Source organism: Rhizobium sp. 01L419, assembly GCF_056400025.1.
Genome location: NZ_JBFTSM010000009.1, coordinates 58,941 through 82,849, shown reverse-complemented (window position 1 = coordinate 82,849; position 23,909 = coordinate 58,941). Strand labels below are relative to the sequence as shown.

The following is a 23,909-nucleotide window of genomic DNA, read 5'->3' as shown; positions in this document are numbered from 1 at the left end:
CCATGAGTACGCTTAGCGACAAGATCCCGGTCACCATCCTGACCGGCTTTCTCGGCGCCGGTAAATCGACGCTTCTGAACCGCATCCTCAAAGATCCCGCCATGAAGGATGCGGCCGTCATCATCAACGAATTCGGCGATGTCGGCATCGATCATCTGCTGGTCGAAAGCTCCGGCGATTCCATCATCGAGCTTTCCGACGGCTGCCTCTGCTGCACCGTGCGTGGAGAACTGGTCGATACCCTTGCAAACCTGATTGATGCGGTGCAGACGGGCCGCGTGAAGCCGGTCAAACGCGCGGTCATCGAGACGACCGGCCTTGCCGATCCGGCTCCTGTCATGCAGGCAATCATGGGCAATCCGATCATCGCGCAGAATTTCGAGCTCGACGGTGTCGTCACTGTCGTCGATGCCGTGAATGGCCTGCAGACGCTCGACAATCACGAGGAGGCGCGCAAGCAGGCGGCTGTTGCCGATCGGCTGATTGTCTCGAAAAAGAGCATAGAAGGCGATACGGATGCGCTGATGGCGCGTTTGCGCGGTCTCAATCCGTACGCGGCTTTCATGGATGCCGACAGCGATGAAGCCGGCTCGGCACGCGTGCTCGTGAACGGGCTTTACGACCCCGCGACGAAGATCGCCGATGTCCGCCGCTGGCTGCATGATGAGGATGAGCACGAGGGGCACCATCATGACCACGATCACGATCATCACCACCATCATCATGGCCACGAGCATCAGGACCCGCACGACATCAATCGTCACGATGCGTCGATCCGTTCCTTCTCGATCATCGAGGAAAAGGCGATCGATCCGATGGCGCTCGAAATGTTCATCGATCTCCTGCGTTCGGCGCACGGAGAGAAGCTTCTGCGCATGAAGGCGATCATCGCCACATCAGACCGGCCGGAGCGCCCGCTGGTGCTGCACGGCGTCCAGAGCATCTTCCATCCTCCGGTGCGGCTTGCCGCCTGGCCGGACCCTGAGGACCGGCGCACGCGCATGGTGCTGATCACCAAGGATCTGCCGGAGGCTTTCGTGAAGGATCTCTTCGATGCCTTCCTCGGCAAGCCGCGCATCGATACACCGGATCGCGCCGCGCTCAGCGACAATCCGCTCGCCATTCCGGGCATGCGGATCTGAAAGATCGCGACGCGCTTTGAAGCGTTGCGTCGGCCCGGATCATCAAGAACCGCGCGATTGGATCGCGGAGGGGGCCGGAGGGGGCGGAGGGAGCATTTCCAAGACTCTCCGCAAGCGTCGTGCATACCGCCTGTATCAATGCCGGCATAAGTGGCTTCCGGCATGTTTGAGCAAATCGCTCCCTCCGCCCCCTCCACTTGTTTAAATGCATATATTTCAATTGGTTGAACCGGAGGGTGCGGCACCCTCCATTGAAGGTTCGCCCCCTCCACCGAGAGCACCGAGCGCCCGTTCGGACGCATAAGGGACACTCTCTCTTCCTGAATCTGGGCATTTTGCGGAGGGGGCTCCCTCCGGAGGGGGCTCGATGCGAAGGGGGCACCCTCCACTTCAATAGGGCTGTTCTAGGCCTTACGGATCAGGAAGCGGTGGCCGCGTTCGGTCTTTTCTGTGCTGACGAGCTCGTGGCCGTCTTCATTGCAGAAATGCGGGATATCGATGACGGCAAGCGGATCGCTGGTATCGACGAGGATCAGCGCGCCGCTCGGCATGGCCGTCAGCTTCTTGCGCGTCTTGATGACCGGAAGCGGGCATTTCAGCCCGCGCAGATCGTAGAGAATGGCGTCCAAGCCAATCAGTTCCTGGCCCAGAACTTCCAGAACGGCTTCTTGGTGGCGTCGGCGGTTTCCTGCGGCGCGGGCTCGGGCGCGGCATAGGCCAGCGGGTTCTGCATCGGTACCGGGATGTTTGCCGGCAGTGCTGCGGCAACGGTCGTGGCCTGAGCCTGCGTCGTCGGCGTAGCGGCAGCTGCGGTCTTTGCAGCCACGTTCTTTGCGGCCTGATTGGCCATCATGTCTTCGAGTTCGGCAACCTTGACCATGCGGCCGGCCTCAAGCGACGTGCCGGTCGGCGCATATGCGAGTTCGCGGCCCTTGCGCTGCTTGGCGACCACAGCCTTGCGTTCGGCTTCCGTCGGGTCGTACCAGGCAAGCCCGTCGTATTTCTTCAGCGCCGTCTGATAATCGGCATCATACGTCTTGCCGTAGGAGGCGAGCGCTGCCGTCAGCGCCGGCGGCGTAGACATGGCCGGGCAGGCGCCGGCCGGATTGAAGCTGGCGCCGTTCGTGGCCTGCTGGTTGAAGACGTATTTCTTCTCGCAGACATTCACTTCCGGCGGGCGCTTGGTGACTTCGAAATTGTCGTAGCCGACCTTCAGCATCTTCCAGAAATCGTAATTCGTATCGAGGCGGTGCTTGACCATGTTCTCGGCGGTCATGCGGAAGGGGAAGGCCTGAAGCTGAACGCTGTCCTGGCCGCCCTTGAAGGCGTCACGGGCAAAGGCGTAGATTTCCAGAACCTGCTGGTCGGTCATGGAGTAGCAGCCTGACGACGAGCAGGCGCCATGGATCATCAGATCGCTGCCGGAGCGGCCGTTGACGGCATCATACCGGTTCGGGAAACCGGTGTTGATGGCGAGATAATATTTGGAATTGGGGTTCAGGTTGGCGCGGCTCAGGTTGTAGAAACCTTCCGGCGCCTGCCGGTCGCCGGTCTTGACCTTCGGACCGAGCTTGCCAGACCAGGCGCAGATCTTGTAGCCGGCGATCTTCTCAAACCGATTGTCCGTCTTCGCCTTCCAGACTTCCAGCGCACCTTCTTCCTTGAAGATGCGGATCATGATCGGCGAGTTGCGGTCCATGCCCTTGGCCGACATGTCTGCAAGGATACGGGCGGGAAGCGGCTGCTCCACCTTGTTCTTGACGGTCGAAAGGTCGACGCCCTGGGCCGATTCCAATGCGTCATTGCAGCCGGTCAGAGCCAGCGCCATAAGCGAAACATAGGCAAGATGACGTATGCGCATTCAATCAGCCCATCAACAATGCGACCCAACCCGCTTACCGAAACCGGGCTCAGCGCGGAATCATAGGCGGCTTATACTTGATAAATCCTTACCAGCCTATGACTTGCGCGGACGTGTCCTGCAAGCGCTGATGTTACAGATAACATTATTGTGGCCAAGGTTTGGCCTCAATCGGCTGGAACGGCCTGTGGATTTTACAGATTGCGGCCCATGGCAAGGAACTTCTGGCGGCGATCGTTGCGCAGCTGCTCGCCGGAGCGGGAGGCCATTTCGCCCAGTGCATTTGCGATGACGTCGCCCGTTGCGGCGATAACGCTGTCGGGATCGCGATGGGCACCGCCGAGCGGCTCGGGGATGATGCCGTCGATGACGCCGAGCGACTTCAGGTCCTCGGCGGTGATCTTCATGTTGGTCGCAGCTTCCTTGGCGCGGGTGGAGTCACGCCAGAGGATGGAGGCTGCACCTTCCGGCGAGATGACGCTGTAGATCGAATGCTCGAGCATGTAGACGCGATTGCCGGTGGCAATCGCGATCGCGCCGCCCGAGCCGCCTTCGCCGATGACGATCGAGATCAACGGCACCTTCACGCCGAGACACATCTCCGTCGAACGGGCGATGGCTTCTGCCTGACCGCGTTCTTCGGCGCCGACACCCGGATAGGCGCCTGCGGTATCGACAAGGGTGATGACCGGAAGCTGGAAGCGGTCGGCCATTTCGAGGATGCGGATCGCTTTGCGGTAACCTTCGGGACGGGCGCTGCCGAAATTGTGCTTCAGGCGGCTCTTGGTGTCGTTGCCCTTTTCCTGGCCAATGACGGCGACCGGCTGGCCGCGGAAGCGGGCAAGTCCAGCCTGGATGGCGGCATCCTCGGAAAACTTGCGGTCGCCGGCAAGCGGAGTGAATTCCTGGAAGAGGGTCTTGGCATAGTCGACGAAATGCGGACGCTGCGGGTGGCGCGCGACCTGCGTCTTCTGCCAGGCGTTCAGCTTCGAATAGATCTCGACGATTGCCTCGCGGACGCGGACTTCGAGCCTGCCGACTTCGTCGGAGGTGTCGATGCTTTCGTCTTCCGTCGCCAGCTTCTTAAGCTCGATGATCTTACCTTCGAGGTCGGAGATCGGCTTTTCGAAGTCGAGATAGTTGTGCATGAGGTGCGTTTCCGTTCCTTGTGCGCGGGGCAGTTTCCTGGTTCCGCCCCTTGTCGCCGGTCCTATTCGTGCTTTTTCGCCTGTTTTGCAAGGGGGTGGTGCGTATGGACGAGTTGCTGGAGCCGTTCTTCCAGAACATGCGTATAGATTTGTGTCGTCGAAATGTCTGAATGGCCGAGGAGTTCCTGAACCACGCGCAGGTCGGCGCCATTGGCCAGAAGATGGCTGGCGAAGGCATGCCGCATGACGTGCGGCGAAATCATCGACGGTGTGAGGCCGGCTCGGATTGCCAGATTCTTGAGATCGCGGGCGAAGACCTGTCGTGGCAGGTATCCCTCTTTCGAGGCGGCCGGAAAGAGCCAGGGGCTCTCCTGCGGCTGTTTTGATGCGGCGTTTTCAGACGCCAGCATGCGGCCGTAGGATTTCAGAGCGGCAATGGCCGATTGCGAAAGCGGTACCAGCCGCTCCTTGTTGCCCTTGCCGCGGATCATCAGGAAGCGGCCCTCCTGATCGAGAACGCGGGCGGGCAGCGAGACGAGTTCGCTGACACGCATGCCGGTGGCGTAGAGAAGTTCCAGGAGCGCCAGCATGCGCAGACGATGAAGCTGGCCGGGGTTGAGGTCGGCGGCCTCGGCTTCTGCCTGGGTCAGCAGCTTTGTCACTTCCTCGACGCCCATTGTTTTCGGCAAGGGGCGGCCCTTCTTTGGAGCATCGAGAATACCGGTCGGATCGTCGGTGCGCAGGCCCTCGGCATAGAGGAATTTATAGAACTGGCGCATGGCGGCAAGCCGGCGGGCCTGCGAGGAGGGCTTGAAGCCCTGCGCGGACAGCGAGGCGAGATAGGCGCCAAGATCGCCCGATGCTGCCTCCGTCAGACGGATGCTGCGGCCGTGCAGGAAAGAGCGCAGGTCATCGAGATCGTGCTCGTAGGACTGCAGCGTATTGACCGCGGCACCGCGCTCGGCACTCATCATTTCAAGAAATGATTCTACATGGACGCGGCCGAGATCCTTCATCGCGTCACTTCTTCGTGGTGTTGATCGTGCCCGTCGAGGGCGGGTTCACCCGCTCGGAGGGGATGCGGATCGTCACGTCTCGCTGCTGCGGCTCGACGAAGGTGGCGAGCGCCCACATCGCTCCATAGATCAGTCCGGCGATGACCGCCAGAACGGACAGGAAACGGATCAGGCTCGGCATCCGGCTACTCCCTAGAACTCTGCCTCTGTTATAAGAAGCGTGTTTGCAAGTGCAAGAAGCGGCAGTGAGACCATGATTCCCTTGCCCGCGACTTGACGCTACACCCGCATTTGTCGATACCGTTTGCAAACAAAGTGTGAATGGACCGATGAGTGAGCCCCCAGTTTCCGTTGCAGACAGTCTGAAAGACAGAGCTCGCGCCGCGCTCGGTTCACGCAATCTCATCCTTGTCGGCCTCATGGGCGCCGGAAAATCTTCCGTCGGCCGCCTTGTCGCGCAGCAACTCGGCATCCCTTTCGTCGATAGCGATATCGAGATCGAGCGCGTTTCGCGGATGACGATCACGGAGCTTTTTGCTGCCTATGGAGAAGAAGAGTTCCGGGCGCTCGAAACGCGGGTGATGAAGCGCCTGCTGAAGGGCGGCCCGCGCGTCGTCTCCACCGGCGGCGGCGCTTTCATCAACGACCGCACCCGCAGGCATATCAAGAAGGGCGGCCTCTCGGTCTGGCTCAAGGCCGATCTCGACGTGCTCTGGGACCGGGTCAACAAGCGCGATACACGTCCGTTGCTGAAGTCCGAAAACCCGAAGCAGACGCTCGAAAATCTGATGAATGCCCGATACCCCGTTTATGCCGAGGCCGATCTCACGGTGCTTTCGCGCGACGTGCGAAAGGAAGTCATGGCCGATGAAGTGCTGAGAGCCATGGTCGAGGCCCAGAAAGAAAGCGCATTATCATGAACGCGATCACTCCCGCTTCCGCCGTCCGCAAGGTCCATGTGCCGCTTGGCGAGCGGGCCTATGATATCCTGATCGGGCCGGGACTGATCGCCAGCGCCGGCGGCGAGATCGCTTCGCGGCTCAAGGGCCGTAAGGCGGCCATCATCACCGACGAACATGTGGCGCCGCTTTATCTCGATGCCTTGAAGGCAAGCCTGGATGCCGCGGGCATCGCCTCGGCAGAGGTTGTCTTGCCGGCCGGCGAGAAGACCAAGAGTTTTGAACATCTGATCAATGTCTGCGACAAGGTTCTCGAGGCCCGCGTCGAACGCAATGATTATGTCATCGCCCTCGGCGGTGGCGTCATCGGCGACCTCTCGGGTTTTGCGGCCGGCATCATCAGGCGCGGGGTGCGCTTCGTGCAGGTGCCGACCTCGCTGCTCGCCCAGGTGGATTCCTCCGTCGGCGGCAAGACCGGCATCAACAGCCGCCACGGCAAGAACCTCATCGGCGTTTTCCATCAGCCGGATCTCGTGCTCGCCGATACGGATGTTTTGAATTCTCTGAGCAAGCGCGAATTTCGCGCCGGCTATGCCGAAGTCGCGAAATACGGACTGATCGACAAGCCGGATTTCTTCGCCTGGCTGGAGAACAACTGGCAGGCGGTCTTTGCAGGCGGTTCGGCCCGCATCGAAGCGATTGCAATTAGCTGTCAGGCCAAGGCGGATGTCGTCGTCGCCGACGAGCGGGAAAACGGCCAGCGGGCGCTGCTCAATCTCGGCCATACGTTCGGCCATGCGCTGGAGGCTGCGACCGCCTATGACAGCAGCCGTCTGGTCCATGGCGAAGGCGTTTCGATCGGCATGGTGCTGGCGCATGAATTTTCGGCGCGCATGAACCTTGCAAGCCCCGATGACGCCCGCCGTGTCGAGGCGCATCTGAGGGCGGTCGGCCTGCCGACCCGTGTGTCGGAAATTCCGGGCACTCTGCCGCCGGCGGAGGTGCTGATGGATGCGATCGCGCAGGACAAGAAGGTCAAGGGCGGCAAGCTCACCTTCATTCTGACGCGCGGCATCGGCCAGTCCTTCGTCGCGGACGACGTGCCGGCTTCCGAAGTGATCAGCTTTCTCAAGGAAAAGCATCCCTGATGACAGTCGAAGGCACTCTGGCGTTTTTATCGGTCTACTGGCCGGAGATCGTTTCGATCGTGGCCCTAGTGCTGATGTCTGCCTTCTTTTCGGGGTCCGAAACCGCGCTGACCGCTGTTTCGAGAAGCCGCATCCATACGCTGGAAGCCAATGGCGACGAACGCGCCGGTCTTGTGCGAATCCTCATCGAGCGCCGCGACCGGCTGATCGGTGCGCTGCTGATCGGCAACAATCTCGCCAACATTCTCTCCTCGTCGCTGGCGACAAGCATATTTCTGGGGATCTTCGGCAATTCCGGTGTGGCGCTGGCAACACTTGCCATGACCATCATCCTCGTCATCTTCGCGGAGGTTCTGCCGAAGAGCTGGGCGATCTCCACGCCTGAGCGTTTTGCGCTCAATGTTGCAATACCGACCCGCCTCTTCGTCGCCGTTGTCGGACCGCTTTCCTCCTTCATCAACGCAATCGTACGCCAGATCCTCGGTCTCTTCGGCATCACCCTGTCGCGCGAAGTCTCGATGCTGTCGGCTCATGAGGAACTGCGCGGTGCCGTCGACCTGTTGCATCGCGAAGGCTCGGTGGTGAAGGCCGACCGCGACCGCCTCGGCGGCGTGCTCGATCTCGGCGAGCTCGAGCTTTCCGACATCATGGTTCACCGTACGGCGATGCGGGCGATTAACGCCGACGATCCGCCGGAATCCGTGGTCCGGGCCATCCTCGAAAGCCCTTACACGCGCATGCCGCTCTGGCGCGGTACGATCGACAACATCATCGGCGTCGTACATGCCAAGGACCTGCTGCGGGCGCTCGCCGAGCCGAACATGGAAGCGCAGCAGCTCGACATCGTGAAGATCGCCCAGAAGCCCTGGTTCGTGCCCGACAGCACCAATCTCGAAGATCAGCTCAATGCCTTCCTGCGCCGCAAGCAGCATTTCGCCGTCGTCGTCGATGAATATGGCGAGGTGCAGGGCATCGTGACGCTGGAGGACATTCTGGAGGAGATCGTCGGCGATATCTCCGACGAGCACGATATCGACATGCAAGGTGTGAGGCAGGAGGCCGATGGCTCCATCGTCGTCGATGGCGGCGTGCCGATCCGCGATCTCAACCGCGCACTCGATTGGAACCTGCCCGACGAGGAGGCGACGACGATCGCCGGCCTCGTCATCCATGAATCAATGACCATTCCCGAAGAGCGGCAGGCCTTTACCTTCCACGGCAAGCGCTTCGTCGTCATGAAGCGGGAAAAGAACCGCATCACCAAGCTGCGCATCCGTCCCGCCGGGGAAGACGAGACGAAACCCGCCTGATTATGATCTCCATTGCCGGCATGGAAGTTCCAGATGCCGGCTCATTCCACAGGATCTGACATGTTCGACATCATTTGGCGATCCGTCGCCATCGGCATCGGGGCGACCGTCCTGATGGATATTTGGGCAATCCTGCTCGCAAAGCTCGGTGTGACGCCGTCGCCGAACTGGGCGCCTGCCGGCCGCTGGTTCTGGCATCTCGGCAAGGGCAAGGTCTTTCACGACGATATCGGTGGTGCCGCGCCCTATGCCAACGAGCTGGCGCTCGGCTGGATCGGCCACTATGCGGTCGGCATTCTCTACGGTATCCTGCTGGCGATCTTCGTCGGCCCGGCCTGGTTTGCCGCACCAACCTTTTTGCCGGCCTGGATTCTCGGCATCGTCACGGTCGGCGCAGGCTGGTTTCTGATGCAGCCGGGTCTCGGCCTTGGCTGGGCGGCTTCTAAGACGCCGAATCCCACGAAGGTGCGGGTGCTGAACCTGCTCGCTCACACTGTCTTCGGTTTCGGGCTCTACGCCACGGCGCTGATCATCCGCTAAGAGCAATTCCAGCAAAAGTCTGCAGCGGCTTTGCGTCTGGAAATGCTTTAAGAGTTACCAGCGCGTCGGTTCGCCCGGTGCTGCCGGCTCGACGGCCAGGGCATGAAGTCCTGCGTCCAGCTCGGGCTTCAATAGGTCGGTGATCGCTCTGTGGCGCTGCAGCCGGGACATGCCGGCGAATTTTGCAGAAACAATGCGAACGCGCATATGTGTCTCGCCGGTGCCCGTGATGTCCGGCTGGTGGCCGGCATGCAGATGGCTCTCGTTGATGACGGAGAGACGTTCGGGTGCAAAGGTCGCCTTGAGCTTCTCTTCGATGCTGGTCTGGAGTGTCATCACCGGGTCTTCTGAGTTCGCGAAAAAGGTTCCCACCAAGCCAGCAACATTCCCGTTTGTCAATTCTTGTTGTCATCAGTCAGCAGCCCCATAATTAGCGCCGTCATGAGACTTGATTCCAAATATTTCGATCGCATTCGAACACGCCGCAGACGAGAGCAGGAGCCCGAGCAGGCGCCTCCAAGCTGCCAGTGGGACGGCTGCGACAAAAAAGGCACGCATCGCGCTCCTGTGGGACGCAATGCGGAAGGTCAATTCTTCTTGTTCTGCTTCGAGCACGTCAAGGACTACAACAAGGGCTACAATTATTTCTCCGGCCTGTCGGACGGTGAGATCGCGCGCTACCAGAAGGAGGCGATCACCGGCCATCGCCCCACCTGGACCGTTGGCGTCAACAAGGATGCCAAGAACAGCCCGCTGCATGCCGAGGTTCGCTCCGGCGCCTATTCGCGTGTGCGTGATCCGTTCGGCTTCGTGAAGGAAAGTGGCGGCAAGGGCAGCGGCCCGCGTTTCCCGCAGGCCCGCAAGCTGAAATCGCTGGAAGCCAAGGCTTTCGATACGATGGGACTTGCCGCGAACGCCACCTCCGCGGAGATCAAGAGCAGGTACAAGGAACTGGTCAAGAAGCATCACCCCGATGCGAATGGCGGCGACCGCGGCTCGGAAGAGCGTTTCCGTGCCGTCATCCAGGCCTATCAATTATTGAAGCAGAACGGTTTTTGTTAGTTCCCGTCCTTGCTCTTAAGCTTCAATCGGGTATGGTCCTCATCGGCTGAGGCCGCAGGCAATCGCGGCATATATTTGTGCGTTTTCCCGACATCGCCTCTGCCGACCTTCCGGACGCGGCATTTCTTGTCCGGGACTCTTTCTAGAATGCTCGCCAGCGGTCATCATCCCGCCGAGGTTTCGTTTCAGTCCCGGAGAAGTATCGCCGACGTTCCCACCTGACAGGCGCGGAATATCGCGGCGTCATGGTTGCGAAATGGCTTGAGACAGTATGGCCGGGTGCCATCACCCGCCTTGGAGACATGATGAGCAAGATCGAACTTGATATTTCCGAACTGCCCGATACCACCGTTTCGGTCCGCGAGGCCTTCGGCATCGATTCCGACATCCGCGTTCCCGCCTACAGCAAGGGCGACGCCTATGTGCCGGATCTCGACACCGACTATCTCTTCGACCGCGAGACGACGCTCGCGATCCTCGCCGGCTTCGCCCATAACCGACGCGTGATGATCTCCGGCTACCACGGCACGGGCAAGTCTTCCCATATCGAGCAGGTCGCCGCCCGCCTCAACTGGCCCTGCGTGCGCATCAACCTCGACAGCCATGTCAGCCGTATCGATCTCGTCGGCAAGGATGCGATCGTCGTCAAGGATGGCCTGCAGGTCACCGAATTCAAGGACGGCATCCTGCCCTGGGCCTATCAGCACAATGTCGCGCTCGTCTTCGACGAATATGATGCCGGCCGCCCGGACGTGATGTTCGTCATTCAGCGCGTGCTGGAATCTTCCGGCCGCCTGACGTTGCTCGACCAGAGTCGTGTCATCCGTCCTCACCCGGCCTTCCGCCTGTTTGCGACCGCCAACACCATCGGTCTCGGCGATACGACAGGCCTCTATCACGGTACGCAGCAGATCAACCAGGCGCAGATGGACCGCTGGTCGATCGTCTCGACGCTGAACTATCTGCCGCATGACCATGAAGTGAATATCGTCGCTGCCAAGGTGAAGAGCTTCGGCAAGGACAAGGAAGGCCGTGATACGGTTTCCAAGATGGTCCGCGTTGCCGATCTCACGCGCGCTTCCTTCATGAACGGCGATCTTTCCACCGTCATGAGCCCGCGTACTGTCATCACCTGGGCCGAGAATGCCGAGATCTTCGGTGATCTCGCCTTCGCCTTCCGAGTGACCTTCCTCAACAAGTGCGACGAGCTTGAGCGTCCGCTGGTGGCCGAGCACTATCAGCGCGCCTTTGGTGTGGAGCTGAAGGAAAGCGCTGCCAACATCGTGCTGGGGGCATAAGGCCAGTCGATCATGGCATCTCGTGGTGACAATTCGAAAGCAAAGCCAGGCGCGCCTGTCGATGTCGAGCCGTTGCGGCGTGCGATAACCGGTTGCGTACGCGCAATCGCCGGCGACGATCAGGTCGAGGTGGCTTTCGCCAATGAACGCCCCGGCATGACGGGCGAACGCATCCGCCTGCCGGAGCTTTCCAAGCGTCCGACAGCGCATGAGCTGGCGGTTACGCGCGGCCTTGGCGATTCCATGGCGCTGCGCATCGCCTGTCACGACGAGAAGGTGCATTCGACCATGGCGCCGCAGGGCTCCGACGCGCGGATCATCTTCGACGCCGTCGAGCAGGCGCGCGTCGAATCGATCGGTTCGCTGCGCATGGAGGGCATGGCCGCAAACCTGCGCTCCATGACGGAAGAGAAATATGCCAAGGCAAATTTCACCGGCATCGAACGGCAGGAAGATGCGCCGATCGGCGAAGCCGTCGCCATGATGGTGCGCGAGAAGCTGACCGGCCAGAAGCCGCCGGCTTCTGCCGGCAAGGTACTCGATCTCTGGCGCTCCTTCATCGAGGACAAGGCCGGCAGCGAGCTTAACAATCTCTCCGGCGTCATCAACGACCAGCAGGCTTTCTCGAAGGTCATCCGCAACATGCTCTCGGCCATGGAAATGGCGGAGGAGTATGGCGATGACGACAGTGATCCTGACGCCGATGATCAGTCCAGCGACGACGATCAGCCGACGGGCGACGAGCAGAACGAGGATGAGGTCGACGAGGACGCCGGCAGCGATGCCGCGCCCGTCGAAGACAGCGAAGTCTCCGACGAGCAGATGGAGGACGGCGAAACTGAAGGCGCCGAAATCTCCGACGACGACATGATGGAAGAAGGCGAGGACGATTCCGAGACGCCGGGTGAGACCCGCCGTCCGAACACGCCCTTTGCCGATTTCAACGAAAAGGTCGATTACCACATCTATACGGAAGAGTTCGACGAAATCATCAAGGCCGAGGAGCTGTGTGATGCCGCCGAACTGGAGCGACTGCGCGCCTTCCTCGACAAACAGCTGGCCCATCTCCAGGGCGCAGTCGGGCGGCTTGCGAACCGCCTGCAGCGCAAGCTGATGGCACAGCAGAACCGCTCCTGGGATTTCGATCTCGAGGAAGGGTATCTGGACTCGGCCCGCTTGCAGCGCATCATCATCGATCCGACGCAGGCGCTCTCCTTCAAGATGGAGCGCGACACGCAGTTCCGCGATACGGTTGTGACGCTTCTGATCGACAATTCCGGTTCCATGCGAGGCCGGCCGATCACGGTTGCCGCCACCTGCGCCGATATTCTGGCGCGCACGCTGGAGCGTTGCGGCGTCAAGGTCGAGATTCTCGGCTTCACGACCAAGGCCTGGAAGGGCGGGCAGGCGCGTGAAAGCTGGCTGGCCAATGGCAAGCCGCAGACGCCGGGCCGTCTCAACGACCTGCGACACATCATCTATAAGTCGGCCGATGCTCCCTGGCGCCGCGTACGGCCCAATCTCGGCCTGATGATGCGCGAGGGGCTGCTGAAGGAAAACATCGACGGCGAGGCGCTGATCTGGGCGCATAACCGCCTGCTCGCACGTCGCGAGCAGCGCCGCATCCTGATGATGATTTCGGATGGTGCGCCGGTGGACGATTCCACGCTGTCGGTCAATCCAGGTAATTATCTGGAACGGCATCTGCGTGCGGTAATCGAGCAGATTGAGACGCGCTCGCCCGTCGAGCTTCTCGCAATCGGCATCGGTCATGACGTGACGCGTTACTATCGCCGTGCCGTGACGATCGTCGATGCGGACGAGCTTGCCGGCGCCATGACCGAGCAGCTTGCAGAACTGTTCGAGGATCACGCCGCCCAGCCGCGCGGTGGTCGCCTGCGCCGCGCCGGCTGATGCGATCTCGGGGAAACACTCCGCATGGCGTTTGAAAATCTGTCTCGCGCGGCTCTGGTCGTCCTTGCCCTCGCGACGGGGTTGTCCGGCGCTTATGCGGGCGAGCCTGCGAAGATCATCAGCCGCAAGATTTCTGATTTCCATATCGGTCGCGACGAAACCCGCTTCGGCCCTTTGGAATTTATCGGTGGGCTGGAGATGGTGTCGAGCAATTCCCTCTTCGGCTCGCTTTCCTCCATCCGCATGCGGCCTGACGGCAAGAGTTTCGTCGGCGTTCTCGATACCGGGCACTGGCTGACCGGCAGCATCGAACGCGATGCCAAGGGCAGGCTGTCGGGCCTTTCCGGCGTCGAGATCACGGCGATGAGGAATCGCGTCGGCCGGACCTATGAGGGCAAGGGGCCTATGGATGCCGAAGGCCTCGCACTGGATGGCGACCGGATTCTTGTTTCCTTCGAGCAGGACCATCGCGTCGACATCTATCCGGACCCCGGCTTTCTCGACTCGCGATCCTTATCGACGGTCGGGATCCTCATTCCCCGGGACGAGATGCGGGCAAACCGTGGCATTGAAACCGTTGTCGTAGCCTCCGCCTCGAGCCCATTGAAAGGCGCGCCCGTGATTGTGACGGAGCGCAGCCTTGACGAGGATGGCAACCGGCTTGCGGCTATTCTGGATGGGCCGCTGAAGGGGCAGTTCGCGGTCGAGAAGGATGGCAGCTTCGATGTGACTGACGGCGCCTTCCTGCCGGGCGGAGACCTGCTTCTGTTGGAGCGGCGCTTCAATATGGCCGAAGGTATCGGCATGCGCATTCGCCGCATCAAGGGAGCAGACATCAAGCCCGGCGCCATCGTGAACGGTGAGCTGCTCGTCGAGGGTAACTTCAATTACAATATCGACAATATGGAAGGGATCGATACCTTCCAGGCCGCCGATGGCACGACGCATGTCATCCTGGTGTCTGACGACAATCACTCCATCCTGCAGAGAAATCTGATGCTGGAGTTCCGACTGGTCGATTGAGCGGCCGTCGAACGGCTGTCATAACTCTGCGCTATCCGGTCCATTCCTTCGCGGACATTACCCCTTAAGAGAGCGTATCATGCGTATCCATATCACGGGAGCCTCGGGTTCCGGCACGACCACGCTTGGCCTGGCGCTGGCCGAACAGCTTGATGTCCGTCATCTCGATACCGACCATTTCTTCTGGATGCCGACCGATCCGCCCTTCACGATGCAGCGCGAGGTCGGGGCTCGCGTTGCGATGCTCAGGCAAGAGGCGTTGCCCGATGCCGATTGGGTGCTTTCCGGTTCGGCGATCAAATGGGGCGCGGAATTCGAGCCGCTTTACGACCTTGTGGTGTTCCTGACGATCGATCCCATGGTGCGTATGGAGCGTATCCGCCGGCGCGAGGAGGCCCGCTATGGCGAAAGGATCAGGCCCGGTGGCGACATGGCGGCGCAAAGCCGTGAATTCATGGAATGGGCGGAGAGCTACGATACGGCAGGGGCGGAGCGTCGCAGTCTCGTTGCACATGAGGAGTGGTTGATGACGATGACAAAGCCGGTTTTGCGGCTAGATTCATTGCTACCTGTTGAACAGCTTGTTGCGGAGGTGCTCTGCCATCCCACCATCGTCGCAAAGAGACATCCGGTCTGCTGACGTCGGTATTCGACGCTTCCTTTGTCCGGCGAAGAGAGAGGAAGGACATCCGTCAGGAAGACTGGCTGCAGAGGGGACCGCAGCCAGTCCATCCATCCTTCATGGTCGGAGCGTTTTCCTGGATCGCTTGACCAGAAGTGGCTCTCGCCGAACCGAGCGGCGAGGATACAAAGCATGGATTGGTAAACAGGAGCGATCTGGTGCCGAAGGCCCTGTCGCCGATCCAACGATGAGGGATCGCGGCGCGACGTTACCGCGTTGTGGCCGCCTGCACAGGACGCAGCACGTTCATGAGCGCGCCATAGGGCAGCAGCATCACCAGGCCGACGAGCATCTTCACCGAGAAATCACCAAGCGCCCAGGAGATCCAGCGCGGAGCTTCCGCCGAGAGGACGCCGAAGATCGGCGCGTTTTCCAGCGCAAAGGGCTCGTTCGGACCGAGGAAAACGAAGAAGGCGGCAAAGGACAGCGAGAAGAACATCACCGTATCCAGCGCCGAGCCGATCAGCGAGCCGACGAGCGGGGCGCGCCACCAGGCCTGACGACGCAGGCGGTTGAAGACGGCGATATCGAGAAGCTGGCCGGCAAGATAGGCCGAGCCGGAGGCGATTGCGATACGCGGAACCGAGGTGAAAAAGGAAAGGGCGACACCGACGACAAAGCCGGCGAAGACCATCCTGCGCGCAGCCTGCGGACCGAACTGGCGGTTCGTCAGGTCGGTGATCAGGAAGGCGATCGGATAGGAGAAGGCGCCCCAGGTGAGGATGTCGGCGAGATTGATGCCGGCAACCGTGGCGTTCAGCGGAAACTGAACGAGAAAGTTGGAGGCGACGACGACGAGCGTCATCAGGGCGACATAGATAAGGGTATGGCGGGTCGTCAGCATTTTTTTATCCTGGGTGATGCCACCAGTTCGAGTGAGATTTCAGCCTGGAATTAGAGCCAGGCCGGCAAAGCAAAAGGCTCGTCCGGATATTATCCGTGCAAGCCTTTGAAAGCCTTTGGAAGACTTGGGTAGCGGCTTTGGGGCCGAACCTTAAGCAGCAGCAACTGCCGCTTCTGCGGTCTTCTTGACGATCTGACGACGCAGCAGCCGAGCGCGCATCGAAAGTTCGCCTTCGTTAGCCTTCAGTAGGAAGGCATCGAGGCCGCCACGATGCTCGACGGAACGAAGAGCAGCAGCCGAAACGCGAAGACGGTAACGCTGGCCGAGCGCGTCGGAGATCAGCGTAACCTGGCACAGGTTCGGGAGGAACCGGCGCTTGGTCTTGTTGTTGGCATGGCTGACATTGTTACCAGTCAGGACTGCCTTGCCGGACAATTCGCACACGCGGGACATGGAACACCTATTCTTGTTTTTCTCGGGCCATCGAATGACAATCCGGCAAAAACCGACTGCGCAATCCATCAGGCCATGATTGGAAAGTTGCGGTTCTATAGTCAGGCAGGCCGCGCGCGTCAAGCCAAACCTTGGCCTTTCCCGCAATTCTGTCAAAAAGCTGCTGTTTTCTTCGCAATGCGGCAGGAGTATAGACCGAAGTGCAAGGGCGCAAGCAGCCCGGCAAGACAAGGCGCTCACCATGGCTCATCTGGGCAGACGGATTCTAGTTTCGGCACTTGCGGCTCTTCTGGCCTTGCCGGCCGGTGCGAGCGAAATACAGCACCGTACGGAATACAGGGTGGCCCTTGCCGGCCTGACGATTGCGCGGGCGGCTTTTCTCACCAAGATAGAAGACGATCACAGCTACAAAATCGACGGCGACATCAAATCGGCCGGCCTTGCTGATCTCGTCACCGATATTCTGGCCAAGACCAGCGTTACCGGGGTGGTGCGCGATGACCGGCTGCAGGCTGCAAAATACGTCCTCTATTACAAGACCGGCAAAAAGGTTCGCACCTATGAGGTCAGCTACCGCAACGGCAATATCGTTTCGGCCACGACAACACCGGAGCCGCGCCGGCCAAAGGAATGGATTCCGGTAACAGAGGGCGATATGCGCGCCGTGCTTGACCCGATCTCAGGCCTTATCTTCACGGGCGATACCGACGTCTGCTCACAGAAGCTGCCGATCTTCGATGGCGAGACGCGCATGGACCTCGTGCTTTCGCCGAAGGGCGATGAGAATTTTTCGACCGACGGCTTCAAGGGCAAGGCGACCGTCTGCGGCGTGCGCTTCATTCCGCGCTCCGGCTACAAAAAGGGCCGCAAGGATCTCGTCTACCTCAGCAAGAGCAATCGCATGGAAATCTGGTTTGCCAAGGCGCAGGCGGCAAATGTATATGCTCCGGTCTACGTCCGCATTCCCACGGAATACGGGACGGTGACGATCACGGCTGTGAAATACGGCGGGAACAGCTGACGGAGCCTTCGTAAGTCTCCGCGAGGGGGACGAGTGAAACTTCGGGCGACGTTGATCGGTTTTACGGCCATTCTGATGTGGTCATTCTTGGCGCTTTTTACGGCCGCCTCCGGCAAGATGCCACCGTTCCAGCTTTCGACCATCTGTTTTGCCATCGGCAGTATTCCCGGCATTCTCGTGCTCATCCTCAATCCGTCGCGTATCGCCCTTCTGAAACAGCCGGCAAAGGTCTGGATCACGGGCATTGCCGGTCTGTTCGGCTATCACTTCCTCTATTTCACGGCGCTCAGGAATGCGCCGGCCGTCGAGGCAGGATTGATTGCCTATCTCTGGCCATTGCTGATCGTCGTCGGCTCGGCGCTGCTGCCGGGCGAGAGGCTGCGCTGGTATCACATTGTCGGCGCTCTGGCCGGTCTATGCGGCACCTTCATGATCGTCGGGCGCAACGGCATCGATTTCGATGGCGCCTATGCCGTCGGTTATGGGGCGGCTTTCCTCTGTGCCTTCACCTGGTCCGGCTATTCGCTGCTGACGCGGCGTTTCGACGCCGTCTCGACCGATGTCGTCACCGGCTTCTGCCTTGCGACATCGGTGCTTTCGCTGTTCTGCCATCTGGGGCTTGAGACAACGGTCTGGCCGGAGACAAGCTTCGAATGGCTTGCCGTGATCGGCCTCGGACTTTTTCCTGTTGGGGCCGCCTTCTATGCCTGGGATTATGGCGTCAAGAACGGCGATATCCAGATCCTCGGTGCCGCAAGTTATGCCGCGCCGCTGCTGTCGACGCTGATTCTGACCGTCTTCGGTATTGCCGAGCCCAGTTGGCGTATTGTGCTTGCCTGCCTTCTGATCACCGGCGGCGCGGTGCTGGCAGCGCAAGAAATGTTCCGCCGCAAGCCGCAGGTGCAGCCGGTGGCGGAACAAGCTTAAGCGCCGGGCTTCCAGTCAGGCGGCGCCATCTCGAATTTGGAGAATTCGAAGCCGGGCGCCACCGTGCAGCCGACCAGCGTATAGTCGCCGAGCGTTTCGGCCGATTGCCACCAATTGGCAGGGATGATGGCCTGTGGCCGTTCACCGCCGGCAATATCGGTGCCGAGCTTCAGCGTCTCGCTGTGGCGCCCGTCTCCCGAGCGGTGCAGCACGAGCGGCGCGCCGGCATAGTAGTGCCAGACCTCTGCCGCATCGTGGACACGGTGCCAGTGCGAGCGCTCTCCCCTTGCAAGCAGATAATAGATCGCCGTCGAATGGCCACGTTCGCCGCCATTGGTGTCGCGGAAGGTCTGTGCATACCAACCGCCTTCGGGGTGCGGCTGCATGCTAAGCTGGCGGATGATCTCCTCGGGGGTGAGTTCTTTTCCGGTCATGTCCTAGAAATTGTCCTTGCGCTTGCGGATTTCGGTAAAGACCTCTTCGTTGGTCTTGCCCTCCATCAGCAGGTTGCGGCGGATGGCAGGATCGGCCGCACGCAGGAAGGGATTGGTTTCCTTTTCGAGCGCCAGCGTTGTCGGAATGGTGAACTTGCCTTCGGCGCGCAATGCCTCGATTTCCGCCGCACGGCTTTTCAGGCGCTCATTGCCAGGATCGATGGTGACCGCAAAACGGGCGTTGGAAAGCGTATATTCGTGGCCGAAATAAACGGCGGTTTCGTCCGGCAGGACCGCAAGCTTCTGCAGCGAATGCCACATGTCGGCAGCGGGACGCTCGAACAGACGGCCGCAGCCGAGCGCAAACAGCGTGTCGGCGGCAAAGAGCAGCTTGTCGTCGGCAAAGTGGTAGCAGATATGGCCCGCCGTATGGCCGGGCGTTTCGATGACGTTGATCGTGTGATCGCCGAAGAGGAAGCTGTCGCCATCGCCCATCGTCTTGTCGAGGCCGGGGATTGCCACCGCTTCGTTGACCGGACCGATGATCTCCAGGCCGTACTGTTCCTTCAGCGCCAGATTGCCTTCCACATGGTCGATATGGTGATGGGTCGTGAAGATATGGGTGATGTTCCAGCCGCGGCGCACGGCAGCGGCTTCGACGGCCGCCGCATCGGGCGCATCGATCGAGGCGGTCTGTCCGGTTTCAGGGTCGTGGACGAGAACGCCGAAATTGTCGCTGCGGCAGAGAAAAACTTCTAATTCCAAAGGTTTCATCGTTCAAATAGTCCCTTATCCCTCGAACTGACCGGGAATGTAGAGGTTCCGGCCTTGAAGTCCAACCGGTCACTGATAACATTTGGCATAATGCACGCCGATATCGTCGACCTTCGCCAATTCTATCATTCTGAGCTTGGACACATGGCCGAGCAGTCGATTGCAATGGCGCTGTCGTCGCTCTGGGTGCGCCTGCCGCAGGAGCGGCTTGTGGGCATTGGTTATTCCGTGCCCTTCCTCGACCGGTTCCAGGCCGACACGGAACGCACCTTCGCTTTCATGCCCGCGGGACAAGGGGCCGTGAACTGGCCTGTCGGTTCGCTTTCTTCCACCGCATTGATCTTTGACGAGGAATTGCCGCTGCCGGATTCCTCGATCGACCGGGTGCTGATGGTGCATTCCCTGGAATTTGCCGAAAGCCCACGCGAGACCCTGAAGGAGCTCTGGCGGGTGCTGGCGCCGGGCGGGCGGCTCGTGATCGTCGTGCCGAACCGCCGCGGGGTCTGGGCGCGTATGGAACATACACCTTTCGGTTCGGGTCGACCCTATTCGCGCGGCCAGCTGACCCATCTGCTGCGCGAGACCAACTTCACGCCGGGCGCCACAGCCGAGGCGCTATTCTTCCCGCCGTCGAAACTGCGCGCCGTGCTGCGCCTGCGCCGCGGCTTCGAGCGGATCGGCCGCACGCTCTGGCCGGCTTTTTCGGGCGTCATCATCGTCGAGGCGCAGAAGCGGCTCTATCAGGGCCTGCCGGTCGCCGCACGCGCCTCGCGACGTGTTTTCGTGCCCGTGCTTGCGCCGCACGGGGTGCCGACCACACGCAGCCGCTAAGCGCTGCAGCACTCGACAAAATCGCCATTCCGCTTTAATTGCACTCAAGTCTTTCGCCGGCTTTGCGGCAATTTCCAAGGTCGATCCATGAGCATTGAGAAGAGCAAGCCCGTTCCGCGTCCCGGTATTCTTGAAATCGCTGCCTATGTGCCCGGCAAGGAGCATGCGCCGGGCGTGGCCCGCGTCTACAAGCTCTCCTCCAACGAGACGCCACTCGGTGCGAGCCCCAAAGCGATCGCCGCATTCAAGGCGGCCGCAGACAATCTCGAGCGCTATCCTGATGGACAGGCGCGTGAGCTGCGTGGGGCGATTGCCGCCGTGCATGGCCTCAACCCGGCAAACATCCTTTGCGGCAATGGTTCCGACGAATTGCTCGGCCTGCTCTGCCATGTCTATCTCGGTCCCGGCGACGAGAGCATCGTCACCGAGCACGGCTTCCTCATCTACAAGATCCAGACCATGGCGGCAGGTGCGACGCCTGTTGTGGTCAAGGAAACAAACCATACCGTGGACGTGGATTCGATCCTTGCCGCGGTGACGGAGAAGACGAAGATCGTTTTCATCGCCAATCCCGGCAATCCGACGGGTACCTATATTCCGGTCAGCGAAATCCGCCGCCTGCAGGCCGGGTTGCCGAAGCACGTTATCCTCGTGCTCGATGCGGCCTATGCGGAATATGTCCGCCGCAACGATTACGAGGCCGGTATCGAGGTCGTCTCCTCGAATGCAAACGTCGTCATGACTCGCACCTTCTCGAAGGCCTATGGCCTTGCGGCGCTGCGCATCGGCTGGATGTATGCGCCGGCCGATATCGTCGATGCGCTGCAGCGTGTGCGCGCGCCATTCAACATGAATGCGCCGGCGATCGCTGCGGGCGCCGCAGCGATCCGCGACCAATCCTTCATTCAGGAAGCTGTGTCCTTCAATCAGCTGTGGATAGAGAAGCTGACGGATGCTTTTGAAGCTCTCGGCCTTAAGGTCACGCCGTCGGTCGCCAATTTCGTTCTCATTCATTTCCCCGATGCCGACGGCAAGCGGGCGGCGGATGCCGATGAATTCCTGACGAGCCGCGGCTATATTCTGCGCGCGGTGCGCGCATACGGCTTTCCGAACTCTCTGCGTATGAGCGTCGGTCCTGAAGAGGCCAATCGCGGTGTCATCGAGGCGCTCGGCGAATTCATGGGACGCAAGGCATGACAGTCCAGTTTAATCGCATCACCCTGATCGGCATCGGCCTGATCGGCTCCTCCCTTGCCCATGACATCAGGCGCCTGGGCCTTGCCAATGAAATCGTCGTTGCCACGCGGAGCGCCGAGACCCTGAAGCGCGCCGAAGAGCTCAAGCTCGGTGACCGTTATACGACCTCATCGGCCGAGGCCGTAAAGGACGCTGATCTCGTTATCGTATCGGTGCCGGTCGGCGCTTCCGAAAGCGTGGCGAAGGAGATCGCCAATACCCTCAAGCCTGGCGCGATCGTCACTGACGTCGGTTCCACGAAGGCTTCCGTGATCGCGCAGATGCAGCCGCATATGCCTGACTACGTGCATTTCATTGCCGGCCACCCGATCGCAGGTACGGAAAAGTCCGGCCCGGATGCAGGCTTTCCCGGCCTGTTCGAGGGACGCTGGTGCATCTTGACGCCGCTCGAAGGAACCGATCCGACCGCGCTGAAGACGCTTCGCAGCTTCTGGGAAGCGCTCGGCTCCAAGGTCGATGAGATGGACGCCCAGCACCACGACAAGGTGCTCGCCATCGTCTCCCATCTCCCGCATCTCATAGCCTACAATATTGTCGGCACGGCTGACGATCTTGAGACGGTAACGGAATCGGAAGTCATCAAATATTCCGCCTCCGGCTTCCGCGATTTCACGCGTCTCGCAGCCTCCGATCCGACGATGTGGCGCGATGTCTGCCTGCATAACCGCGATGCGATCCTGGAAATGCTGGCGCGTTTCTCGGAGGACCTTGCCTATCTGCAGCGGGCGATCCGCTGGGGCGAGGGCGACAAGATCTTCGAACTCTTTACCCGCACCCGCGCCATCCGCCGCTCAATCGTCCAGGCGGGCCAGGATGTGGATGCGCCGGACTTCGGTCGTCCGCATCTGCTGGAAAAGAAATAGTCTCGTGGTGGCGATCGCGAAGCCGGGCCGGAAAGACAAGGAATGGCTGTTCCGCGAAGACAGCCATGTCGGCGAGGCCTGGATTTCGCGCTGTATCGATCTCGGCGAATATCTGATCGCCCGCGAGCAAGGCGAAATTGTCGGTTTTCTGCGCTTTTCCCGCTTCTGGGGCAGGATACCCTACATGGAAATGATCCGCGTGCTCGATGGCCATCGCCGGTCCGGCGTCGGGACGGCACTGTTTCTCACCTGGGAGAAGGAAATGCGCGAGAGCGGCGCGCGTCTCCTGATGACGTCGAGCGAATGCGACGAGAGCCGCCCGCAGGACTGGCATCGGCGCAACGGCTTTTCCGAGACAGGATCGATCGAACTGCCCGGCATCCAGACGGTGCCGGAAGTGTTTTTCCTCAAGACGATCGATTAAATCGGCGGGATCTTGCCGAGCGGGATGAAGCCGCTCACCGTTGCGTTGCCGTGATCGACGACGAGATCGACGGAAACCTTGTCGCCACCGCCGGCAAGCGCCTTCAGGAGCTTCGTTGCCGTATCGACGGTCGAAGCCACCTCGGGAAAGGCTTGCTTGATGCTTGTACCCCACGGGCCGAGCTGTTCGATCTCCAGCTTGAACTTGCCGGAAAGGAAGCCCTGTTCGTCGAAGGCGAAGGGGCCGGAGACGGTCATCACCTTGCCGTCGCCGATATCGGCGACGATGCGGCGAAGCTCACCCTGCGAGCCGTGGATACCCTCTTTGTCGGTGCCGTCGATCATACCGGCTTTGCCTGTTAGCGTCAGGTCGGCGCTGGCGGAGAATTTCGGGAAGACCTGGGGCCAGTCCTTGATCGCGGCATTGGAGTTTTCGACCGAGATTGCGCCGTCGAGATCCGCTCCGTTCTGCCGCAGGTGGATTTCGGTGCGGGCGGCATCGAAATTCACGGTCTGTCCGGTGAAGGAGGAGACGGCCACCGCTTTCAATCCATCAATGACGGTCGAGGTGCGGTCGATGCCCTGTGCCTTGGTTGTGAGGCTCGATTGCAGATTGTCCCATTGGGCATTGACCGTCAGGCCCTGCGCGGTGCGGATTTCGGCCGGCGCGTCGAGTTCCCAGACGATATGGCCGGGGGCATAGACCTGGGCAGCGGAACGAAGCGTGCCGAAGGTGGCTGAGATGCCGTTCACATTATCGTCAATATCCACCTTGGAGCAGAAAAGCCCGATGCGGAAGGGGAAGCCGCGGAACTCGATATCAGAGCACTCGCCGGTGACGCCTGCATCGGCGCGGGGCGCGATTGCGGTCAGTACCGTCTGTTTCAGCGCGGAGGCCGCATAGAACCAGCCGCCCGTATAAAGCGCGATCACCAGAAGAATGGCGCCGCCCAGCAACCAGAATTTCCTACCGCTGCGGTATTGGCCGCTGCCGGATTGGCTTGACGCTGCCATGATGTTCTCCAATGGTGAAAACGAA

General features: G+C 60.7%; 27 protein-coding genes. 16 read left to right on the top strand and 11 right to left on the bottom strand.

Annotated elements, in window-relative coordinates; all coding sequences use genetic code 11:
- The first annotated feature begins 2 nt into the window (after positions 1 to 2).
- Positions 3 to 1,142 (top strand): CobW family GTP-binding protein, encoded by a 1,140-nt coding sequence (locus AC1DUP_RS18750; RefSeq protein ID WP_115036182.1) that lies wholly within the window; start codon positions 3 to 5, stop codon positions 1,140 to 1,142.
- A 404-nt stretch (positions 1,143 to 1,546) separates the two neighbouring features.
- Here AC1DUP_RS18750 and AC1DUP_RS18745 read toward each other — a convergent pair whose 3' ends face one another.
- From AC1DUP_RS18745 to AC1DUP_RS18725, 5 genes are all read right to left on the bottom strand, one after another.
- Positions 1,547 to 1,771: a sulfurtransferase TusA family protein gene (locus tag AC1DUP_RS18745; protein WP_113299113.1), complete on the bottom strand. Its 225-nt coding sequence runs from the start codon at positions 1,769 to 1,771 to the stop codon at positions 1,547 to 1,549.
- 5 nt (positions 1,772 to 1,776) lie between these two features.
- A complete protein-coding gene (locus AC1DUP_RS18740) occupies positions 1,777 to 3,003 on the bottom strand; it encodes a L,D-transpeptidase family protein (protein WP_477833698.1) in 1,227 nt (408 codons plus the stop codon).
- Positions 3,004 to 3,197: 194 nt separating this feature from the next.
- Positions 3,198 to 4,151, bottom strand: coding sequence for an acetyl-CoA carboxylase carboxyltransferase subunit alpha (locus AC1DUP_RS18735; RefSeq protein WP_113299111.1), 954 nt, complete (start codon positions 4,149 to 4,151; stop codon positions 3,198 to 3,200).
- 62 nt (positions 4,152 to 4,213) lie between these two features.
- Complete coding sequence (xerD, locus tag AC1DUP_RS18730; protein ID WP_477833696.1) at positions 4,214 to 5,167, bottom strand: site-specific tyrosine recombinase XerD; 954 nt, start codon at positions 5,165 to 5,167, stop codon at positions 4,214 to 4,216.
- Positions 5,168 to 5,171: 4 nt separating this feature from the next.
- Positions 5,172 to 5,348, bottom strand: a complete 177-nt coding sequence (locus AC1DUP_RS18725) for a hypothetical protein (protein ID WP_477833694.1) — start codon at positions 5,346 to 5,348, stop codon at positions 5,172 to 5,174.
- Positions 5,349 to 5,496: 148 nt separating this feature from the next.
- On the opposite strand from AC1DUP_RS18725, the gene AC1DUP_RS18720 reads away from it, so the two are divergent.
- Genes AC1DUP_RS18720 through AC1DUP_RS18705 form a run of 4 tightly spaced genes read left to right on the top strand, consistent with a single transcriptional unit; the run spans position 5,497 to position 9,064 of the window.
- On the top strand, positions 5,497 to 6,087 hold the full coding sequence (locus tag AC1DUP_RS18720) for a shikimate kinase (RefSeq protein ID WP_113299109.1): 591 nt from the start codon (positions 5,497 to 5,499) through the stop codon (positions 6,085 to 6,087).
- On the top strand, positions 6,084 to 7,214 hold the full coding sequence (gene aroB, locus AC1DUP_RS18715) for a 3-dehydroquinate synthase (RefSeq protein WP_477833692.1): 1,131 nt from the start codon (positions 6,084 to 6,086) through the stop codon (positions 7,212 to 7,214). The genes AC1DUP_RS18720 and aroB overlap by 4 nt, the downstream gene beginning before the upstream one ends.
- Entirely contained in the window at positions 7,214 to 8,524 is a 1,311-nt protein-coding gene (locus tag AC1DUP_RS18710; protein WP_477833690.1) for an HlyC/CorC family transporter, read from the top strand. Before aroB ends, AC1DUP_RS18710 begins: the two co-directional genes overlap by 1 nt.
- Positions 8,525 to 8,584: 60 nt before the next feature.
- Positions 8,585 to 9,064 (top strand): DUF2938 domain-containing protein, encoded by a 480-nt coding sequence (locus tag AC1DUP_RS18705; protein ID WP_477833688.1) that lies wholly within the window; start codon positions 8,585 to 8,587, stop codon positions 9,062 to 9,064.
- A gap of 54 nt (positions 9,065 to 9,118) precedes the next feature.
- On the opposite strand, the gene AC1DUP_RS18700 is transcribed toward AC1DUP_RS18705, so the two are convergent.
- Positions 9,119 to 9,400, bottom strand: a complete 282-nt coding sequence (locus AC1DUP_RS18700; RefSeq protein ID WP_113299184.1) for a BolA family protein — start codon at positions 9,398 to 9,400, stop codon at positions 9,119 to 9,121.
- Positions 9,401 to 9,505: 105 nt separating this feature from the next.
- Between AC1DUP_RS18700 and AC1DUP_RS18695 the strand changes: the two genes are divergently transcribed.
- The 5 genes from AC1DUP_RS18695 to AC1DUP_RS18675 all read left to right on the top strand — a co-directional run bounded on the left by AC1DUP_RS18695 (position 9,506) and on the right by AC1DUP_RS18675 (position 15,001).
- Positions 9,506 to 10,126: a J domain-containing protein gene (locus tag AC1DUP_RS18695; protein WP_113299105.1), complete on the top strand. Its 621-nt coding sequence runs from the start codon at positions 9,506 to 9,508 to the stop codon at positions 10,124 to 10,126.
- A gap of 305 nt (positions 10,127 to 10,431) precedes the next feature.
- Positions 10,432 to 11,424: a cobaltochelatase subunit CobS gene (gene cobS, locus AC1DUP_RS18690; protein ID WP_113299183.1), complete on the top strand. Its 993-nt coding sequence runs from the start codon at positions 10,432 to 10,434 to the stop codon at positions 11,422 to 11,424.
- A gap of 12 nt (positions 11,425 to 11,436) precedes the next feature.
- On the top strand, positions 11,437 to 13,338 hold the full coding sequence (gene cobT, locus AC1DUP_RS18685; protein WP_477833685.1) for a cobaltochelatase subunit CobT: 1,902 nt from the start codon (positions 11,437 to 11,439) through the stop codon (positions 13,336 to 13,338).
- Between the two features lie 24 nt (positions 13,339 to 13,362).
- Positions 13,363 to 14,361, top strand: a complete 999-nt coding sequence (locus AC1DUP_RS18680) for an esterase-like activity of phytase family protein (RefSeq protein WP_113299103.1) — start codon at positions 13,363 to 13,365, stop codon at positions 14,359 to 14,361.
- 76 nt (positions 14,362 to 14,437) lie between these two features.
- Complete coding sequence (locus AC1DUP_RS18675; RefSeq protein ID WP_477833946.1) at positions 14,438 to 15,001, top strand: ATP-binding protein; 564 nt, start codon at positions 14,438 to 14,440, stop codon at positions 14,999 to 15,001.
- A gap of 250 nt (positions 15,002 to 15,251) precedes the next feature.
- Here the strand turns inward: AC1DUP_RS18675 and AC1DUP_RS18670 are convergent, their stop codons facing one another.
- The gene (locus AC1DUP_RS18670) at positions 15,252 to 15,887 is read right to left on the bottom strand and encodes a VUT family protein (protein ID WP_477833682.1); all 636 of its coding nucleotides are present in this window, start codon (positions 15,885 to 15,887) and stop codon (positions 15,252 to 15,254) included.
- A gap of 150 nt (positions 15,888 to 16,037) precedes the next feature.
- Positions 16,038 to 16,340 carry a 50S ribosomal protein L28 gene (rpmB, locus tag AC1DUP_RS18665; protein ID WP_113299100.1) on the bottom strand — a complete coding sequence of 101 codons (303 nt, stop codon included), beginning with the start codon at positions 16,338 to 16,340 and terminating at the stop codon, positions 16,038 to 16,040.
- A gap of 241 nt (positions 16,341 to 16,581) precedes the next feature.
- On the opposite strand from rpmB, the gene AC1DUP_RS18660 reads away from it, so the two are divergent.
- Both AC1DUP_RS18660 and yddG read left to right on the top strand, forming a co-directional pair.
- Positions 16,582 to 17,361: a DUF3108 domain-containing protein gene (locus tag AC1DUP_RS18660; RefSeq protein ID WP_113308223.1), complete on the top strand. Its 780-nt coding sequence runs from the start codon at positions 16,582 to 16,584 to the stop codon at positions 17,359 to 17,361.
- 33 nt (positions 17,362 to 17,394) lie between these two features.
- The gene (yddG, locus tag AC1DUP_RS18655; protein ID WP_113299098.1) at positions 17,395 to 18,288 is read left to right on the top strand and encodes an aromatic amino acid exporter YddG; all 894 of its coding nucleotides are present in this window, start codon (positions 17,395 to 17,397) and stop codon (positions 18,286 to 18,288) included.
- On the opposite strand, the gene AC1DUP_RS18650 is transcribed toward yddG, so the two are convergent.
- Complete coding sequence (locus AC1DUP_RS18650) at positions 18,285 to 18,722, bottom strand: cupin domain-containing protein (RefSeq protein WP_477833679.1); 438 nt, start codon at positions 18,720 to 18,722, stop codon at positions 18,285 to 18,287. The genes yddG and AC1DUP_RS18650 overlap by 4 nt on opposite strands.
- A 3-nt stretch (positions 18,723 to 18,725) precedes the next feature.
- Positions 18,726 to 19,496, bottom strand: coding sequence for a hydroxyacylglutathione hydrolase (gene gloB / locus AC1DUP_RS18645; protein ID WP_113299096.1), 771 nt, complete (start codon positions 19,494 to 19,496; stop codon positions 18,726 to 18,728).
- 54 nt (positions 19,497 to 19,550) lie between these two features.
- Between gloB and AC1DUP_RS18640 the strand changes: the two genes are divergently transcribed.
- From AC1DUP_RS18640 to AC1DUP_RS18625, 4 genes are all read left to right on the top strand, one after another.
- Positions 19,551 to 20,327, top strand: a complete 777-nt coding sequence (locus AC1DUP_RS18640) for a class I SAM-dependent methyltransferase (protein WP_113299095.1) — start codon at positions 19,551 to 19,553, stop codon at positions 20,325 to 20,327.
- Positions 20,328 to 20,414: 87 nt separating this feature from the next.
- The gene (gene hisC / locus AC1DUP_RS18635; RefSeq protein ID WP_477833676.1) at positions 20,415 to 21,524 is read left to right on the top strand and encodes a histidinol-phosphate transaminase; all 1,110 of its coding nucleotides are present in this window, start codon (positions 20,415 to 20,417) and stop codon (positions 21,522 to 21,524) included.
- The gene (locus AC1DUP_RS18630) at positions 21,521 to 22,447 is read left to right on the top strand and encodes a prephenate/arogenate dehydrogenase family protein (RefSeq protein WP_477833674.1); all 927 of its coding nucleotides are present in this window, start codon (positions 21,521 to 21,523) and stop codon (positions 22,445 to 22,447) included. The genes hisC and AC1DUP_RS18630 overlap by 4 nt, the downstream gene beginning before the upstream one ends.
- A complete protein-coding gene (locus tag AC1DUP_RS18625) occupies positions 22,404 to 22,871 on the top strand; it encodes a GNAT family N-acetyltransferase (RefSeq protein WP_477833672.1) in 468 nt (155 codons plus the stop codon). The genes AC1DUP_RS18630 and AC1DUP_RS18625 overlap by 44 nt, the downstream gene beginning before the upstream one ends.
- Here AC1DUP_RS18625 and AC1DUP_RS18620 read toward each other — a convergent pair.
- On the bottom strand, positions 22,868 to 23,884 hold the full coding sequence (locus AC1DUP_RS18620) for a DUF2125 domain-containing protein (protein ID WP_113299091.1): 1,017 nt from the start codon (positions 23,882 to 23,884) through the stop codon (positions 22,868 to 22,870). The two genes, AC1DUP_RS18625 and AC1DUP_RS18620, sit on opposite strands and share 4 nt — an antisense overlap.
- Positions 23,885 to 23,909 lie beyond the last annotated feature (25 nt).

Bases quoted from the DNA above. Each gene is read 5' to 3' on its own strand.
- rpmB (WP_113299100.1), bottom strand. From the start codon at position 16,340: ATGTCCCGCGTGTGCGAATTGTCCGGCAAGGCAGTCCTGACTGGTAAC.
- AC1DUP_RS18710 (WP_477833690.1), top strand. From the start codon at position 7,214: ATGACAGTCGAAGGCACTCTGGCGTTTTTATCGGTCTACTGGCCGGAG.
- AC1DUP_RS18750 (WP_115036182.1), top strand. From the start codon at position 3: ATGAGTACGCTTAGCGACAAGATCCCGGTCACCATCCTGACCGGCTTT.
- AC1DUP_RS18720 (WP_113299109.1), top strand. From the start codon at position 5,497: ATGAGTGAGCCCCCAGTTTCCGTTGCAGACAGTCTGAAAGACAGAGCT.
- AC1DUP_RS18695 (WP_113299105.1), top strand. From the start codon at position 9,506: ATGAGACTTGATTCCAAATATTTCGATCGCATTCGAACACGCCGCAGA.
- AC1DUP_RS18705 (WP_477833688.1), top strand. From the start codon at position 8,585: ATGTTCGACATCATTTGGCGATCCGTCGCCATCGGCATCGGGGCGACC.
- AC1DUP_RS18650 (WP_477833679.1), bottom strand. From the start codon at position 18,722: ATGACCGGAAAAGAACTCACCCCCGAGGAGATCATCCGCCAGCTTAGC.
- aroB (WP_477833692.1), top strand. From the start codon at position 6,084: ATGAACGCGATCACTCCCGCTTCCGCCGTCCGCAAGGTCCATGTGCCG.
- cobT (WP_477833685.1), top strand. From the start codon at position 11,437: ATGGCATCTCGTGGTGACAATTCGAAAGCAAAGCCAGGCGCGCCTGTC.
- AC1DUP_RS18625 (WP_477833672.1), top strand. From the start codon at position 22,404: ATGCGCCGGACTTCGGTCGTCCGCATCTGCTGGAAAAGAAATAGTCTC.
- AC1DUP_RS18630 (WP_477833674.1), top strand. From the start codon at position 21,521: ATGACAGTCCAGTTTAATCGCATCACCCTGATCGGCATCGGCCTGATC.
- hisC (WP_477833676.1), top strand. From the start codon at position 20,415: ATGAGCATTGAGAAGAGCAAGCCCGTTCCGCGTCCCGGTATTCTTGAA.
- AC1DUP_RS18735 (WP_113299111.1), bottom strand. From the start codon at position 4,151: ATGCACAACTATCTCGACTTCGAAAAGCCGATCTCCGACCTCGAAGGT.
- AC1DUP_RS18725 (WP_477833694.1), bottom strand. From the start codon at position 5,348: ATGCCGAGCCTGATCCGTTTCCTGTCCGTTCTGGCGGTCATCGCCGGA.
- AC1DUP_RS18740 (WP_477833698.1), bottom strand. From the start codon at position 3,003: ATGCGCATACGTCATCTTGCCTATGTTTCGCTTATGGCGCTGGCTCTG.
- AC1DUP_RS18620 (WP_113299091.1), bottom strand. From the start codon at position 23,884: ATGGCAGCGTCAAGCCAATCCGGCAGCGGCCAATACCGCAGCGGTAGG.
- xerD (WP_477833696.1), bottom strand. From the start codon at position 5,167: ATGAAGGATCTCGGCCGCGTCCATGTAGAATCATTTCTTGAAATGATG.
- AC1DUP_RS18680 (WP_113299103.1), top strand. From the start codon at position 13,363: ATGGCGTTTGAAAATCTGTCTCGCGCGGCTCTGGTCGTCCTTGCCCTC.
- cobS (WP_113299183.1), top strand. From the start codon at position 10,432: ATGAGCAAGATCGAACTTGATATTTCCGAACTGCCCGATACCACCGTT.
- gloB (WP_113299096.1), bottom strand. From the start codon at position 19,496: ATGAAACCTTTGGAATTAGAAGTTTTTCTCTGCCGCAGCGACAATTTC.
- AC1DUP_RS18670 (WP_477833682.1), bottom strand. From the start codon at position 15,887: ATGCTGACGACCCGCCATACCCTTATCTATGTCGCCCTGATGACGCTC.
- AC1DUP_RS18660 (WP_113308223.1), top strand. From the start codon at position 16,582: ATGGCTCATCTGGGCAGACGGATTCTAGTTTCGGCACTTGCGGCTCTT.
- AC1DUP_RS18700 (WP_113299184.1), bottom strand. From the start codon at position 9,400: ATGACACTCCAGACCAGCATCGAAGAGAAGCTCAAGGCGACCTTTGCA.